We start from the raw sequence: 15990 nt of genomic DNA on the forward strand, positions 1-15990 counted from the left end.
ATGAAAAGGCATGCAGTATTACTCGCGATTCTGATCGGTGCCTTTTCGCTGGTGTTGACCAACAGTGCATTTAACCTGCTGCTGCCTTATTTTGTGCAATATTATCAGATCTCTACGACAGCAGGCGGATGGATTATCGCGCTGTACATGCTCGCTATGACGTTAACAATGCCTCTGGCTTCCCTGATCGTGGACCGACTGGGCCGTAAGCAGACGTATATGCTGGGGATCGCCATCTATGGAGTGTTCTCGGTGGCAGGTGCGTTGTTTTATCAGTCTATTGAGGTACTGTTACTGGTCCGTTTCATGCATGGGGTTGCTGCGGGGCTGATGATTCCGTTATCACTTGTGCTGTTGTTTGATGTCTACGGACCGGAGGTAAGGGGACGAATTACAGGAGCGTGGGGCTTGCTGCTTATGCTGGCTCCGGCTGCCGGACCAACGCTGGGCGGCTTCATCATACAGTATGGACGGCTTGAAATGTTGTTCTGGCTCAATGTGCCACTGGCTATATTCTCGTTGATCGGGTGCGGTCGAGTCATTCAGACCTATATCCCTGCCCGCAGGAAAAAATGGCATCCATCCAGTGTCATGCTGCTGATCTGCTCGGTAGGTGCCCTTAGTCTGGGGTTACAGTTGTACGCGAGTCCTGTCGTGGCGGTATGGGTACCTTGGATATTGATTGCTATCGGTGTATTGCTGCTCATTCGTTTTGTCCAGACCGAGAACAGTCGCAAGGAACCACTGATCCGGTACCAGTTGTTGCGGCGTAATGCTGTCTTTCCGCTGACGGTATTGATCTCGACTATTCAGGATTGTGTCATGTTTGGGGTGATCTTTGCATTGCCGTTATTGTTCCAAGACGTTTTCCACCTATCGCCGGCCCTGTCCGGTGCACTGTTCATTCCCTTATCGATCTGTACAAGTCTATTCATGTGGATTGGCGGCAGCTTGCTGGATCGCGGTCGGTCCATGCATTTTATCGCATGGGGCACGTTGCTGGTTTCGATATCGATCTTGTCGTTTGCGGTTATGCCCACGGGAGCATCGATCTGGATCATCGGTATGCTCATGGCGTGCCGTGGAATTGGTGTTGGTCTGTCAGGCATGAGCATCTCTGCGATTGGTCTGCAAGCATTACCGGACGAAGACATGCACGAAGGGTCGGTGTTATCAACCACGATTGAGCGTCTGGCTTCTTCGTTTGCGGTGATGGGCTTGACCCTGTATTACGATATGCGTTGGCAATGGCTTGCCGGGGCAGGAACGTCCATGGAGATGGCAAAATGGGGAGCGCTCAAAGAGATCTGTATCGGACTTGGCTGCGCCATACTGCTTACACTTCCCCTGGTCTTACTTATAACCCGAAAGAAGGTTGGCATCATTGTTCGAGATGGAAAACAAGCTCCGGTCTGAAGCTGAGCAGCAGGCCCATGAACATTCGTGCAAGCTGCTGTTGAACTGTTACATCCGTGAGCTTGCGCTAGAGAAGGAAAGCGATATTCGTATCAATCCGAGTACGCTGACGTACGCTGTTGCTTTTCAAGCTAGTAGGGTGAAGGTGACAGGACGCTTGTCTTATTACTCTGCCATGGGGGAGCATGAATACCTCAGCATGGAATCTGGCGGGGAAGCGGTGCATTATAGCGACCTGGTTCATTGGATCACATCTGAGCTAAGCGGGAATGGGGAACAGGGGGCGAGTTGGGATAAACATGGAATGAAGAAAAGTGTGATGGAGATGAAGAGTTCACTTGAGCTGGAGAATGTACATCCATGGGATGAGAATACGAATCGCGTAGAGGCGGCGTATGCCAGAGATTTTGCACAAAAGGTAGATAACAGTGTCGGTAACCTTACATTGTATATCGAACAAGCGGCCGGTCTCGACATCCACGACTATCGCACATCGGAACAGTCACTGTTGTATGGTCACCCTTTCCATCCGTTTCCGAAGAACTCCAAAGGCTTCAGCAAGCAGGATGTACAGAAGTACAGCCCGGAGTTACGGACATCATTTCAACTCTGTTATATCGCTGTGAGACAGGATGTCTATATGCAGGAATGGGTGGATGACGACGCGGCAATGGATTTGCATGACCTCCTGCAGAGCCATGTGGAGCCTATTTTAAAAGAAAAGAGTGGAATGTATGGGCTGCTGCCTGTCCATCCATGGCAATACGCGTACATATCACGGTTGACCGAGATACAGCACTATATTCGAGATCAAAAATTAATTCTGCTCGGCAGTGCGGGACCAACCGTCTATCCAACCTCTTCGGTCCGTACAGTTTATGTTCCCGAATGGAACTGCAATATCAAGTTGTCACTGAATATGCAGATCACCAACATGATTCGCACCAATAGTGCCGAGCAGATGCGCAGAACACTGGATGCCTCCAAGTACGTCAGGCAGCATGACTGCTTCGTTGCTGAACCGAACACACATATTGCGTATGAGACAGGTGTAGCCACTTGTGCTTTTGAAGATGAAGAGTTAACCAGTCTGTTTACGATAGCGTATCGACCCATTGAGTTTGATGTTGAGAATACGTATGTCTTATCCAGTCTGGTAGAAGCACCGCTTCCTGGGATGCGGTCGAGACTGATGACGATGCTGGGTGGTGGACGTGACATAGCGGAGAACTGGCTGGATCGATATCTGCAATGTTCTCTGCTGCCGATTGTACGAGCGGCGGGAGAGAAAGGTATTCATTTTGAAGCCCATTTGCAGAATACCCTTGTGACCTTAAAGGATGGCATGCCTGTGGATTTTATCGTCCGCGATCTGGAAGGGGTCAGTGTGGATGAGGAACTTATCTGCGAGCAGGATCGTGCTGCGTCCGATTTATTATTTTATTCGCGAGAGAAAGCCTGGGCGCGGACATCGTACTACTTTATCGTCAATCATCTCGGGTCTCTGATTCATGTCCTGGCGCGAGATGTGAACGTCCCGGAGGAGCATTTCTGGAAGCAGGTACGTGAGGTACTTGTGGAGGAACTGGAACGAACGGGCAATGCATATGTGCAACATCTGCTGACAACGGATGCATTTCTGGCCAAACAAAACTTGGTGAGTTGTCTAAGGGGGATCAGCCAGACCCCGGCCTACGTGCCGGTGAGCAATGTAATGAAACGAATGGGGAGTGAAATGCGTGGGAGTCGTGGGATACAGGGCTGAAGCAGGCGGCAGGACAGAAGCAGTCTACGTGGGTGTACAGGAACGGATTATGCGGCAGACGTTGGAGGCGATGTGGTTCGAAGGCATTCTGGACAGTCATGTAAGTGGGAGCGAATGGCGAACCGAGGGACTTACATCTTCCGGCGATTCTGTGGCGTACACGTGTGAAGCGGAGCGAAAGTTTTCATTTGGCCGGGTGAAGGTGAAGAAGGGTTCGATTCAAAGGGAAGGCGTACTCTGCACCGATCTGGATCTGTTTTTGGAGGAAATCGTGCTGAACGCATTGAAGGGTGCAAATGTGACGGCTTTTATCCAGGAACTGCTCGAAACGATGGCAAAGGACAGCCAGTGCCGGGCTATATTGCCCTTGAACATTCCGAGTGAAGATCGGCATTATGATGCGCTCGAAAGTCACATGACTGACGGTCATCTGTACCACCCGAGTTATAAGTCGAGGTTGGGATTTTCTTTGAAAGACAATCTGGCCTATGGCCCTGAGTTTAACTCAGAGGTTGCATTAGTCTGGGTTGCTGTGAAAAAAGAATTCGCTCAGACCGCTATATCCGCGGGATATAGCTCTGAAGAACTGGTGGGGCAACATCTGACTGGGGAGGACGTAGAGCGATTCCATCAGATGCTGCACCAACAAGGTCGTACGGACATGGGTGAGAACGTCAACGCATATGCTACGAGTGCAGATCAGCTTGGAAGCAGTGCCGAGGTTGGTGAAAGCGTTGGAGAGACAATCCAAGCGAAGCTTCATGAGGCAGTTCGTGAAAAAGGCGAAACAGTCCGTAGCTCGGGTAGGGAAGACGGCAAGGTTGGTATAGGAATAGGTTCTGACATTGGTGATCGATATGTATTCATTCCGGTTCATCCATGGCAGTGGGAGCATCAGTTGGAGTCGGTATATGCCCGTCAGCTGATGGATGGGGACATTGTGTATCTTGGTCCATCGTCTTCGCCCTATCGCGCGCAGCAGTCGATCCGTTCGCTGTCGAATCGGGTGAACCCGGAAGCCCCTTACATCAAACTGGCCCTCAGCATTACCAACACGTCGAGCACCCGTATTCTGGCACAGCATACGACCCAGAACGCGCCATTGATCAGCGATTGGCTGAATGAACTTGTTCGTGAAGATGAGCTGTTGCAGCAGGCGCAGTTTGGCATTTTAAAAGAAATTATGGGACTGTCGTTCCGTTATGAGCAGTTACCTGCAACTCAATATGGACGGGCCTACGGCACACTCGGTGCGATCTGGCGAGAGAACGTATCGGTTCACCTGAAGCAAGGTGAGACGGCGTGGCCGCTGAATGCACTGATGTTGGTACAACAGGATGGTGTTCCATTTATTCAGGATGCTGTAGGACGACATGGTGTGGAAAAGTGGAGTGAGGCCCTGGTTCGCACAGTTACACTGCCGATTATTCATTTGCTCTATGCACACGGGATTGCGCTGGAATCTCATGCTCAAAATATTATTTTGGTACTGGAAGATGATCTGCCAAAACGAATCCTTATCAAGGATCTGCATGATGGTGTTCGCTATGTACCGGATCAACTGTTGCACCCGGAACGGGCACCGAAGCTGAACCCGGAGCCGGAAACCCACCGCAAGTTCAATCGGTATTCATTCATCTATGCCGGAGATGTGTCGGAAGTCCGTGACTATACGTATGACGCATTCTTCTTTATCTGCATGACGGATATTGCGCTGGCTTTGGAGAAGTTTGGTTTGTCAGAGGAAACGTTCTGGCAGCTGTGCGCAGGTGTAATTGTAGATTATCAGCGAGAGCACCCGGAGTATACGAAACGGTTTGTGGCATTTGACCTTTTTGCCGAAGATGCACTGATCGAAGAGATGACCAAGCGCCGTCTGTATGGGGATGGGGAGTTGTATTTCCGCAAAGCGAGTAATCCGCTCAAGGTATCGAAGAATGCACTTGAATCCAAGGGAACGCCCGAATTAAAGGGAATCGTCGAATGAAAGTTAACACGCTGAAGGAAAAGATTGCACGCAAACAGCCTGTCTATGGTCTTTTTGTATCCATCCCACACCCGGTGATCATTGAGATGATCGGACATGCGGAATATGATTTTGTCATTATTGATCTGGAACATGCCCCAACATCGATGGAATCGGTGGAAGAGTTGGTTCGTGCGGCGGAACTGGTGGGCCTAACCCCATTGGTTCGGATTTCGAAAGTGGAGCGAGCGGAGATTCTTAAAGTGCTGGACTGTGGCGCCCAAGGTATCGTTATTCCACATGTCGAGCAACTGGAGCAGGTGGAGGAAGCGATTCGTTACGCCTACTATCATCCGGTTGGCATGCGCAGCTTGAATAGTGGTCGTCCCGGTGTATTTGGGAAATATCCGCTCACTGAATACATTGGGGAAGCGAACGAACAATTGATGGTTGTTCCCATGATCGAAAGTGTGGAGGGCGTGCGGCAAAGTGCACAGATTCTGTCTCACCCGCAGGTGAGTTTTGTATTGGAAGGGGCAGCGGATCTGTCGCAATCCCTCGGCGTGCCATGGCAGACCGAGCACCCGGATGTGAGACATGCGCTGGATGAATTGCATGCTACCGCGCAGCAGTGTGAAGTACCTTATGCAACGGTCACGAGAGGCGTGGGAGACATGTCGATCTGGGTTGAGCGGGGAGTACATATATACGTGCTGGGTGATGATCGGAATACGGCGTTTCGGGCGTATGCCCAAAAACGGAATGACTACAGGAATGCGGGTGGGCAGATATGAAACCTAGTGTATGGCAGGCGATGGATGAACTGCAACGCAGAATGGAAGAACCGGTATGTGCGTATGTCTACGATCTGGCTGGCATTCAGGAACAGGTACGTCAGATGCTGGGCAGCATGCCCGGCAACACACAGTTGTTCTACGCTATCAAGGCGAATCCTGATCGGCAAATCATTGAGGCGTTGCTTCCATTGGTGAAGGGTTTTGAGGTGGCTTCAATTGGAGAGTTACTTAAGGTTAGAGCGGTAAGTCGCGAGGTTCCGATTCTGTTTGGAGGTCCGGGTAAAAAGGAGAGCGAACTGAGGCTGGCGATCGAGCATGACGTGAGTTACATCCATGTGGAGAGTCTGCTGGAGCTGCGGCGGATCATTGCGATTGCGAAAGAGAGAGCGATGGAGCAGGAGCAGGGGAGCAGGCAGAAGCAAGAATGGGAACTGAAGACGGAGCAGAGATATGCGCGAGAGTATGGCGAGGAACTGATTCAAGAGCAGAAGCAAAAACAGAAGCAAGCGCAGGAGGTGCGCATTCTGCTCCGAATCAATCTGCGAAGCAGTACGTTGCCTCGGACGAAGATTGTCATGGGCGGTGGGCCGAGTCCTTTTGGAATCGATGAAGAGGCGGTGGAAGAAGCCATTGAACTCATTCGTGTGGAAGGCGCGGGTGTGGTTCGGTTAAGCGGCTTCCATTTTCACTCTTTGTCCAACAATATGGATGCAAGGCTGCACGCCGAGATGATCGAGTTGTATTTGCAAAAGGTGGAACAGTGGCAGCAGCAGTATGATCTTCCTGTGGAAGTGGTGAATGCAGGAGGTGGGTTCGGTGTTACGTATGATGGCAGCCCCGGATTCGACTGGCCCTTGTTCACTTCCCTGCTGGAGCAAAGTGAAGCCAGAGAGCGCCTTGCTTCACGCGGAGGTCAGCTGTATTTTGAATCGGGTCGACTACTGGTGGCAGACCATGGGTACTACGCAGCAGAAGTTACGGACATCAAAACCTCTCATGATCAGTATTTTGCCGTGTTAAGGGGAGGTACGCACCACAATCGTCTGCCTGCTTCATGGGGGCATAACCATCCGTTTCAGATTATGGAGACGGATCGTTGGAAGCATTCATTTGCCCGGCCAGAGGTAAGAGGTCGTCGAGTCCATATCGTAGGTGAGTTATGCACACCAAAAGATCGCATGCATTCCGATGCGCAGATAGCGCTTCTACGGGTAGGAGACATTGTTGTATTTGAAAAGTCTGGGGCTTATTGCTGGACCATCTCGCATCATGATTTTCTGGGGCACCCGCACCCGGCATTCCATTATCTAACGGAGGACAATAATCATGTCAACACTGATGAAGCGTTCCAGTCTACAAGCCGCTGAACAACGGATTATGGCGGATCTGATGAATTCATTTTTGTCGGAGCAATTATTCCCACTGGAGGATCACCCATTCATTGATTTTGCCGAAGCACCTGCACCGTTCCGTCGATTGTACAAGGGATATGATTGCGAAGAGCACAATCAGAATGTAGCGTCTCGCTATAGATTGCACACTCAAGGGGTACTGTGTCTGGTTGAAACTGGAGTAAGACAGGGGACTCAGTGGGTTCAGGGTTCACCGATCTACGAGGAGAAAACTGATGGAAGCTGGGTTCTCCTTGATACTCCGGCAGAAGTTGGACGTGCGGTGTTACAGAGGGCTTTGTCGGATAAGGCCTATGCGCTGCCTGGAGTGGCGGAGTTTCTTGCTAGTCTGGACATTGCTGTGGAGCAGTATGCTCTGGGCTGGGAACAAGTCCAGTATCTGTCCGCCAACGTTCCGATATCTGCTTATGAGTGGTTTATCAAAGGTGAACGTGTTGCTGCATTGCGGGATCGTCCATTTCACCCATCATCCAAAGCCAAAGTGGGATTCAATGCAGAAGATGTCACACGGTATGTAGCGGAATTCGGGAAGGCGATTTCGCTACGCTGGGTGGCTATACGGCTGGATGCTGTGCAGCAAGGTTGCGAAGATGGACTGTCCATTTTGGATGTGTTAGACGATGTTCAGCGCGGAGTGGTGGAAGCCGAGTTTGCCCGAAAAGGGATCACGTTGGACGAATATCTGCCCATGCCTGTTCATCCGTGGCAATTGGAACATGTGATACTGCCTCGCTTCACGGGGGAGATCGAAGAGGGCAGCATTGTCGTATTGGACATAGAAGTGGGTGACGTACAGGCCACATCCTCTTTGCGCTCGATGGCTCCGTCAACTGAATCCACCCTAATGCTCAAGCTACCGGTTAGTGTGCTGTCACTGGGAGCTGCTCGCTATCTTCCCGTAGTCAAGTTGCTGAATGGTCTTGCTGGAGAACGGATGTTAAGACAGGCCGTTGCCTGTGACGAGACGTTGAAGGACAAGGTGTATATGTGCGAAGAGCAGAACTGGTGGGGCTTCATGCCAGAATCCATGGGACTGTTCGATGATCATCCACGCCATCTGGCTGCACAGATTCGTGTGTATCCCGCTGAGTTGTTGGATGATGATTACAAAGTAATCCCAATGGCCGCACTGGGTGTGAATCTGGAAGGGCATCATCTATTAACCGAGATTCTAGGGGATAACCTGAGCAGCGCGGATGTCCTCGAATTCTATACCAGCGTAGCTACTACGTTTTATGATATCGTGATGCGTCTGTTCAAGGTGGGCGTTGTACCCGAGATTCATGGTCAGAACTGCTGTCTGGTGTTGAAGGATAATGAGGTAAAAGGTCTCTTGTTCCGCGATCATGATTCCGTGCGTTTGCATCAGCCTTATCTGGACAAGCATGGCATTGCAGACCCTGCCTATCATATTCGCCCAGGCTACTCGAACAGCCTGTATAATGAGACGGTTCAGAAGCTGATTTTCTATGTGCAGTCTTTGGGGACGCAGGTGAATCTGGCTGCGATCATGGAGGCACTTAGCGAGGTGTATCACATCCCGGAAACGAAGTTATGGGAGATCACGGAGCAGGCTTGGAAGGAAGCGCTGCACCAAGTGCAGCTTCCCGAATCTGATCGGGTCGCGCTTGCTCATGCGATATTCGAGAGCAAGGAGTGGCCCGTGAAGTTAGTTGTCCGTCCGCTGCTTGAAGCGGATGGAGTGCCTGGCGCGATGCCATCGGGCAAAGGCAAAGGGTGGAACCCTTTTTACAAGAGATAGAGGTTGAGTAGTATTGGTGTAGGAGTGTATAGAGAAGAAGTGGAGTGCTATAGGATGGATCTAGAAGGTGACCCGATTGACGGGTTGCCTTTTTGGTTTGTTGTCATCGAAAGGTACAATGCTTGGAGGGAATAAAACATTCATCATTATGGCTAAAAAATCTTATGAAAAGGAGTTACAGGAAAGAGACTGATGGTATAATCGGGTTATGTGTTATAGTCATACTTGTGTATTACCGAAAAGGTTTTCGAAAAAAGTGATATCTGTTGTTGTAACCGCAATCATAATTTACTTCAAGAAAGTGAGAATCTACCATGAATCAGAAGAGACTTTTTAATGATGGATGGCAATTTGCGAAAAGTAAGCTGGATGTTACGGAACCTGCGGGTCTGGTGTATGAACCTGTGGAGCTTCCCCATGATTGGCTGATATATAATACGCTTGAACTGTATGAAGACAGCATTGGATGGTACCGCAAGACGTTCCATTATACGAAGGATGAGCAGCAGCTTTTGCTTTGTTTTGATGGCGTATACATGGATTCTTCGGTGTATGTGAACGGGCAGCTGGTTGGAGAGTGGAAGTATGGCTATTCTGCTTTTGAACATGAGATCACGAATGCACTGGTGGAAGGCGACAATGAAATTGTGGTCAAAGTGGTACATCAGAGTCCGAACAGCAGATGGTATTCCGGGGCCGGAATCTATCGCCATGTGTGGCTGAAGACGAGAGACCGCAACCATATTGTTACGGATGGGACTTATGTATCCATCAAGCAACAGACGGATGGCTGGCAGGTGGAAGTGGATACGGAGCTGAACCTGGATCAGAATCAGCAAGCAGAGTTGGTGCATACGATCTTGTATGAAGGTCAGGTGGTGGCATCCAGCCAAGCGAATGTTACGACTTCGGTGGGTGAGAATGCGGTGGCATTGGCAGATAGCCAACAGATTATTGTGGAGAGTCCAAACCTGTGGAGCCCGGATGCACCGCATCTGTATGAACTGGTCACCGAACTGAGACTGATCTCGGATGATCAGAGTGAGGAGATCATTGAAACTGTAACCCAACGTATTGGATTTAAGGACGTTAAGCTGGATCCTAGTGAAGGTTTCTATCTGAATGGAGTCCACACGAAGCTGAACGGCGTGTGCGAACACCACGATCTCGGGGCGCTGGGAGCGGCATTTAACCTGACGGCATTGCGTAGAAGATTCGTTTTGCTCAAAGAAATGGGTGTTAACGCCATCCGTACCGCGCATAATATGCCTGCCAAAGAGTTCATGGAACTCGCGGATGAGATGGGTATGCTGGTTGTGTCTGAAGCCTTCGATATGTGGGAACGTGCCAAAACGCCATATGACTATGCGAGATTTTTCCCGGAGTGGGTGCACACCGATGTGAAGAGTTGGGTGAAGCGTGACCGTAACCATGCCAGTCTGATCATGTGGAGTATCGGGAACGAAATTTACGATACCCATGCGGATGAGCGTGGACAGGAAGTCACTCGGATGCTGATGGATTATGTGCTGGAATTTGATCCAAAAGGTAATGCTGGCGTGACGATTGGTTCGAACTACATGCCATGGGAAAATGCACAAAAATGCGCGGATATCGTGAAGCTGGCAGGTTACAACTACGCGGAAAAATACTACGACAAACATCATGAAGAACATCCAGACTGGATCATCTATGGTAGTGAGACGTCTTCGGTGGTGCAGAGTCGTGGCATCTATCACTTCCCGTTCGAACAGCCAATTCTGGCAGATGATGACGAGCAGTGCTCGGCTTTGGGTAATAGTACGACGAGCTGGGGCGCGAAGTCGGCAGAATACTGCATTCTGGCAGAGCGGGATACACCTTATTCGCTGGGTCAATTCCTATGGACTGGATTCGATTATATTGGAGAACCGACACCGTATCATACGAAGAATTCGTATTTTGGACAGCTGGATACCGCAACGTTCCCGAAAGACTCTTATTACATTTACCAAGCGGCTTGGACGGATTATAAGAAAAGTCCGATGGTTCACCTGTTCCCTTATTGGGATTTCAGCCCGGGTCAGATTATTGATGTACGCGTGTGCAGCAACGCGCCGAAGATTGAACTGCAACTCAACGGCAAAACCATTGGCACGTACGATATCGATCACGCCAATGGAACACAGTTGTCAGGCTGGTGGAAAGTGCCGTACGAAGAGGGTGAGCTGAAAGCGATCGCTTACGATGAGAACGGTCAGATCATTGCAACCGATGTGCAAAGATCCTATACCGATGCGAAGAAAATCCGTCTGCAAGCGGATCGGGAACAGTTGCAAGCGAATGGCACAGACCTGATTTTTGTAGAAATTGATGTGGAAGATGAAGCGGGTAATCCGGTGCACAATGCGAACAACCGCGTGCAAGTTCAGGTGACTGGTGCAGGTCGATTGCTGGGTCTGGATAACGGAGATAGCACGGACTATGATCCATACAAAGGATTGAGCAGAAGACTATTCAGCGGCAAACTGATGGCGATCATCGGAGCAACAAATGAAGCTGGAACAATACGGATTGAAGTTTCTTCTGTAGGGTTGGAAGGGGCTGTAGCTGAGTTTGAATCGCGTATTGTGGATGCGGAACTGGTTGATGAGAAACAAGTACAACCTGTCTTCATGAACAATGAAGAACGTCCGGTGCTTACTGGGAACGCTCAGGAGATTCCTTTGCGCAAAATCGAGATCATCAGTACTGCAGGACAGTTGCTCGATCCGTCCAACCCGGAGTTAATTGTAACCGCCAAGCTATATCCGGAGAACACCTCCTACCGGGACATCGAATGGGCTGTTGTGAATGATGCGGGGATTGAGTCCAACATAGCCAAAGTAGAAGCCGTTCAAGCGGAAACGGGCGACAACGGCGAGCATCAACATGCGGTGAAGGTATCGGCTATAGGTGACGGGGAGTTCCGACTTCGCGCAACCAGTACCAACGGTACGGATAAAACGAAACTCATCTCCCAGCTGGAATTCAAGGCGGACGGTCTCGGCACAGCGTACAAAGATCCATACGGCTTCATCACGGGCGGACTGTACGATTACACCAAAGGTGAAGTTGGTAACGGTAATGAGCGTGGGGTAGCGACAAGTCGGGACGGGGAGACGCACGTAGGCTTCCGTAATATTGACTTCGGACCGTACGGCTCCGATACCATAACGATTCCTATTTTCACGCTATCTAGTGAGGCGTACTTCATTCAGATCTGGGAAGGTATGCCGGATGAAGAGGGAAGCACGATGATCGCGGATGTGGTGTATGACAAAGAGTCCATCTGGAATGTATACCAGGAAGAGACGTACCAATTGTCCAGACGCCTTAGCGGGATCACGTCGATCTGTTTTGTACTGAAACAGAAGATTCATATTAAAGGCTTCTCCTTCGAGCGTCAGAGTCGTGCTTTTGAACAGAATGCGGCTGCATCCTGTGACCATCTCTATGGAGATACGTTCAAAATTGAAGATGATCGTGTTGAAGGCATCGGGAACAACGTGTCGCTGGAGTTTGAAAACATGGACTTTACGGCAGAAGGCACATCCAAGCTCGTGATCTACGGTCATTCACCGATTGATAAAAATACGATTCATATTCGCTTCGCAGGTGCGGACGGACAGAGCAACCAGCTGGTTGAGTTCACCCAGTCAGGTGGATATGAGGAGCGGGTGTTTGAGCTTGAGCAGGTGACAGGTGAGCAGAAAGTAAGCTTTATCTTCCTGCCAGGCAGTCAGTTTGACTTCGGCTGGTTCCGATTCGAGAAATAAGACCATACTTGGAATAAAATAATATCCTCCATCGCTCCGTTGAGCGGTGTGTTGTTAAACAGATTAATCCTCTTCAAATAAACGATGTTCGTTACGAACAAGCCGTTTACTTGAAGAGGATTTTTTATATGTTAAGGGGATTCAGATGTTGTAAAAGCGTTCGTTTAGAGCCCTGACTTTTACTTGTCCACATCATCAATGGATAGCCTGGCCTTCTCTGGATCCCAGGACACGTTCAAACCCAAACTACGCAATACTTCAAAAGGTACAGTGGTTGCTCCTGAGTAGTTATTGATGGGTTCAGATAGCTCTATGAGTTGCTCTCCAGACTCATCCATGGAAGTTATTTGATAATGTGCTTCGTTAGGGTAGATCGTAATTGTTCGATTGTTATAATTTAACGTATAGTAACTCAGGCTACCTTCTGCCTTATGAACCTCAAATTTTGCTCCGAGTACTGCGGCGATTGCTTTGATTGGTAATTGTACGGTCTTGGGCGTTTCCACCGCGGGATACATCGACTGGAACAGCTCACCATTCAGATAAACATCTGTGCCGAGCTTGGCCTGAACCGGCCTGTAGACCATGCCTCCAGAAGATGTTGCAGGTGCTCCCGCTTCCTGATATTTATCACTTCCCCAGCCCCAGACAGTCCCTTCGGAGGATAATGCAAGACTATGGTGATATCCCGCTGAAACATCGGTAATGCCAGACAAATGGTTTACTTTTCCTTCTTTGCCGGTCACTGTCCTTCCATAGCTATACACCTGACCAGAAGTCGTAAGTAACAACGTATAACTTGTATTGGCATCCATCTTCTTCACTTTGAGCTCGTGATGAAAGGGGGTGACTTTGCCCTCCAGGTCTAGCTGCCAAGCCTTTCCCTTCTTATCCAATGCAAGTAGAGATGCATCTGCACCGGTGATCGAAGATATGTTGTCCAAATCTTTTAATTTGGTTGGTTTGGAAGGAGCTTTACCGGGTTCGTTTGGCTCGTTCCATGTCCATACGGAGCCATCTTTCTTCAGAGCATAGCCGTGCAGGCCAGCGGATTCAACTTGAATGATATCTTTTAACCCACTGATCGTCTGTAGCTTACGTGTCTGTTCCAGGGCTACGGCTTGAGGCGGGTTTTGCCAAGACCGAACGGTTCCATCCTGGAGAAGGGCGATGGTTGAGAAAGCCCCTATGCTAACATTCGTGGCAGAGGTAATATTAGGCACTTGACGTGGCATGTTGCCGTTACCCCACTCCCAGATGGTTCCATCTGCTTGAATGGCTGCGTTGTTCCCACCACCGGAGGATGAAATAACTGTTACATTGGATAGTTTGGGAATACGAATCGGACTAAATGTATGACGATATCGAACGTTGTCGCTCACACCAAGTTCTCCCCAGAGATTACGGCCCCAGGCCCATACAGAACCGTCACTTCTCAATGCGACTGTGTAATAATAAGCACCCTGTACAGCGGTATAGTAAAGTTTCTTCTCTACACTGCTTGATGAAGTCGGTTGAACAGAGGTGTTACTAGTGGAGGGGGACATGTTAGTGGCTGCATGAGTCGTTAGCACAGCAGCTAGCTCCATCATCAGGCTTGACGCAACTAATGTTGTAGCTATTGCAATGGTGAATCGACGAGTCTTTTTACCGTTACTCTTGGATCGATTATTCAAGCGTGAAGTGGAGCGTTTTTCTTTTGCTATGTGATCGGATGAGTTTACCGATTGCATGATATCGCCTCGTTTTCGGATGAGTTGGGCATGAATGTTGCCTTTCTTTCTAAACGCTCTATGAAGGGATGAAGTTACATACAAGTGATAAAATTTCCTTTATATTGAAGAGGGTTAGGTATTATTGCAGTCTTCCTAACAGAAATTAGGTAACCTGCACGTAGTCTTTAGCGTCATAAAGATGAGGTGATTAGATGAAGAGAGTGCTGCTTACGGTTTTGTTAGTTTTAATAGTGTTAACAGCATGTGAGGCAAATGATCAGAAAGTGGATTTTCCAGTAATGACGAAATCATTCCCAGAAATTATTGAGCCCCATAATCCAGAGCAAGCGGAGCAAAGCGGGGATGTGGTTGTGCTTCATGGAGGGATGCGGAACGGGGATAAGTGGGACACATTTATGAAAAATGTGAAGAAAAAACAGCAGGATCAGGTTCGTGTGACGATGTATACCATTGAAGGTGGGCCCATTATCCAGGAATTGATCTATGATGGTACAGCTATTCAATCGACTTACGATAACTCAAGGGATGCCTATGGCTCCAAACAGGGAATGAAGACCGACACCTGCAAAGGGATCAGGGCAATGAAGAGTGAGCAGGGACATATTTTTTACGTGTTAACAGGGTGTGAGAAGGAAGAGAACCCCTTCTGGATGCCTAAGCTTTAAATGGGATGTATCCACATGCAAACTCTTAATGAATTTAATAGATCCAAAAAAACCTGCGAAGCTGAGGATGTGCAGGTTTTTTGTGCATTTTAAAAGATGGGGAGTAATGGGGTTATCCGTACACAGCATTGGACAATTCAATCAGGTTTCCGTCAGGATCACGTACATACACCGAACGAATGGGACCCAGTGCTCCCGTGCGTTCCACCGGACCTTCTTCGATCTTCGTATGATGTTGCGTGAGATGGAGAATCACTTCTTCCAACGGTGTGCTGACCAGAAAACAAAGATCTGCCGAACCCGGTGTAGGGGTGTGAGCTTTCGGTTCAAATTCTTTTCCCTGTTCATGCAAATTGATCTTCTGCTGTCCAAACTGTAATGCTTTTCGGCCTTGACCGAATTCAACTACCTTCATGCCTAATATGTTGGTATAGAGTGAAATGGTTGCTTCCAGATTCTCTACGGTCAACACGAGATGGTCAAGTCGTTCTAATTGCATGGATAAACCTCCTTCGAATTGGATCATTTGCTCCTGTAAAACGAGAGGTGTATATAGTAGTATGTCATTTATTATACTTTAGAGCTCAGTTGGATCGACATCTAATGAGAAGAAGGTAGAGGAAGTTATGAACAGGAGTATTTATGTGCCAAGGAACTTGGCTTTGAGAGTAGAG

At 49.0% G+C, this 15990-nt stretch carries 10 protein-coding genes; 8 read left to right on the forward strand and 2 right to left on the reverse strand.

Annotated elements, in window-relative coordinates; genetic code table 11:
• The 7 genes from MKY87_RS20725 to MKY87_RS20755 all read left to right on the forward strand — a co-directional run bounded on the left by MKY87_RS20725 (position 1) and on the right by MKY87_RS20755 (position 12915).
• The gene (locus MKY87_RS20725; protein WP_340965959.1) at positions 1–1416 is read left to right on the forward strand and encodes an MFS transporter; all 1416 of its coding nucleotides are present in this window, start codon (positions 1–3) and stop codon (positions 1414–1416) included.
• A complete protein-coding gene (locus MKY87_RS20730) occupies positions 1394–3181 on the forward strand; it encodes an IucA/IucC family protein (protein WP_340965960.1) in 1788 nt (595 codons plus the stop codon). The genes MKY87_RS20725 and MKY87_RS20730 overlap by 23 nt, the downstream gene beginning before the upstream one ends.
• Positions 3156–5168, forward strand: coding sequence for an IucA/IucC family protein (locus tag MKY87_RS20735; protein WP_340965961.1), 2013 nt, complete (start codon positions 3156–3158; stop codon positions 5166–5168). The genes MKY87_RS20730 and MKY87_RS20735 overlap by 26 nt, the downstream gene beginning before the upstream one ends.
• The gene (locus MKY87_RS20740) at positions 5165–5941 is read left to right on the forward strand and encodes an HpcH/HpaI aldolase family protein (RefSeq protein WP_340965962.1); all 777 of its coding nucleotides are present in this window, start codon (positions 5165–5167) and stop codon (positions 5939–5941) included. The genes MKY87_RS20735 and MKY87_RS20740 overlap by 4 nt, the downstream gene beginning before the upstream one ends.
• Positions 5938–7311, forward strand: coding sequence for a type III PLP-dependent enzyme (locus MKY87_RS20745; protein ID WP_340965963.1), 1374 nt, complete (start codon positions 5938–5940; stop codon positions 7309–7311). Before MKY87_RS20740 ends, MKY87_RS20745 begins: the two co-directional genes overlap by 4 nt.
• Positions 7271–9118 (forward strand): IucA/IucC family protein, encoded by a 1848-nt coding sequence (locus MKY87_RS20750; RefSeq protein ID WP_340965964.1) that lies wholly within the window; start codon positions 7271–7273, stop codon positions 9116–9118. The genes MKY87_RS20745 and MKY87_RS20750 overlap by 41 nt, the downstream gene beginning before the upstream one ends.
• Positions 9119–9432: 314 nt before the next feature.
• Positions 9433–12915 carry a glycoside hydrolase family 2 TIM barrel-domain containing protein gene (locus MKY87_RS20755; RefSeq protein ID WP_340965965.1) on the forward strand — a complete coding sequence of 1161 codons (3483 nt, stop codon included), beginning with the start codon at positions 9433–9435 and terminating at the stop codon, positions 12913–12915.
• 179 nt (positions 12916–13094) lie between these two features.
• Here the strand turns inward: MKY87_RS20755 and MKY87_RS20760 are convergent, their stop codons facing one another.
• A complete protein-coding gene (locus MKY87_RS20760) occupies positions 13095–14648 on the reverse strand; it encodes a stalk domain-containing protein (protein ID WP_340965966.1) in 1554 nt (517 codons plus the stop codon).
• Between the two features lie 281 nt (positions 14649–14929).
• Between MKY87_RS20760 and MKY87_RS20765 the strand changes: the two genes are divergently transcribed.
• Positions 14930–15316: a DUF4362 domain-containing protein gene (locus tag MKY87_RS20765; RefSeq protein ID WP_340965967.1), complete on the forward strand. Its 387-nt coding sequence runs from the start codon at positions 14930–14932 to the stop codon at positions 15314–15316.
• Between the two features lie 112 nt (positions 15317–15428).
• Here MKY87_RS20765 and MKY87_RS20770 read toward each other — a convergent pair whose 3' ends face one another.
• Positions 15429–15815: a VOC family protein gene (locus tag MKY87_RS20770; RefSeq protein WP_340965968.1), complete on the reverse strand. Its 387-nt coding sequence runs from the start codon at positions 15813–15815 to the stop codon at positions 15429–15431.
• Positions 15816–15990: the final 175 nt, after the last annotated feature.

Source organism: Paenibacillus sp. FSL R7-0198, assembly GCF_038000415.1.
Classification (GTDB): Bacteria; Bacillota; Bacilli; order Paenibacillales; family Paenibacillaceae; genus Paenibacillus.

What these genes read in the sequence shown, in the direction of transcription:
- MKY87_RS20770 (WP_340965968.1), bottom strand. Translation starts at nt 15,815, where the DNA reads ATGCAATTAGAACGACTTGACCATCTCGTGTTGACCGTAGAGAATCTG.
- MKY87_RS20730 (WP_340965960.1), top strand. Translation starts at nt 1,394, where the DNA reads ATGGAAAACAAGCTCCGGTCTGAAGCTGAGCAGCAGGCCCATGAACAT.
- MKY87_RS20760 (WP_340965966.1), bottom strand. Translation starts at nt 14,648, where the DNA reads ATGCAATCGGTAAACTCATCCGATCACATAGCAAAAGAAAAACGCTCC.
- MKY87_RS20755 (WP_340965965.1), top strand. Translation starts at nt 9,433, where the DNA reads ATGAATCAGAAGAGACTTTTTAATGATGGATGGCAATTTGCGAAAAGT.
- MKY87_RS20745 (WP_340965963.1), top strand. Translation starts at nt 5,938, where the DNA reads ATGAAACCTAGTGTATGGCAGGCGATGGATGAACTGCAACGCAGAATG.
- MKY87_RS20740 (WP_340965962.1), top strand. Translation starts at nt 5,165, where the DNA reads ATGAAAGTTAACACGCTGAAGGAAAAGATTGCACGCAAACAGCCTGTC.
- MKY87_RS20750 (WP_340965964.1), top strand. Translation starts at nt 7,271, where the DNA reads ATGTCAACACTGATGAAGCGTTCCAGTCTACAAGCCGCTGAACAACGG.
- MKY87_RS20725 (WP_340965959.1), top strand. Translation starts at nt 1, where the DNA reads ATGAAAAGGCATGCAGTATTACTCGCGATTCTGATCGGTGCCTTTTCG.
- MKY87_RS20765 (WP_340965967.1), top strand. Translation starts at nt 14,930, where the DNA reads ATGACGAAATCATTCCCAGAAATTATTGAGCCCCATAATCCAGAGCAA.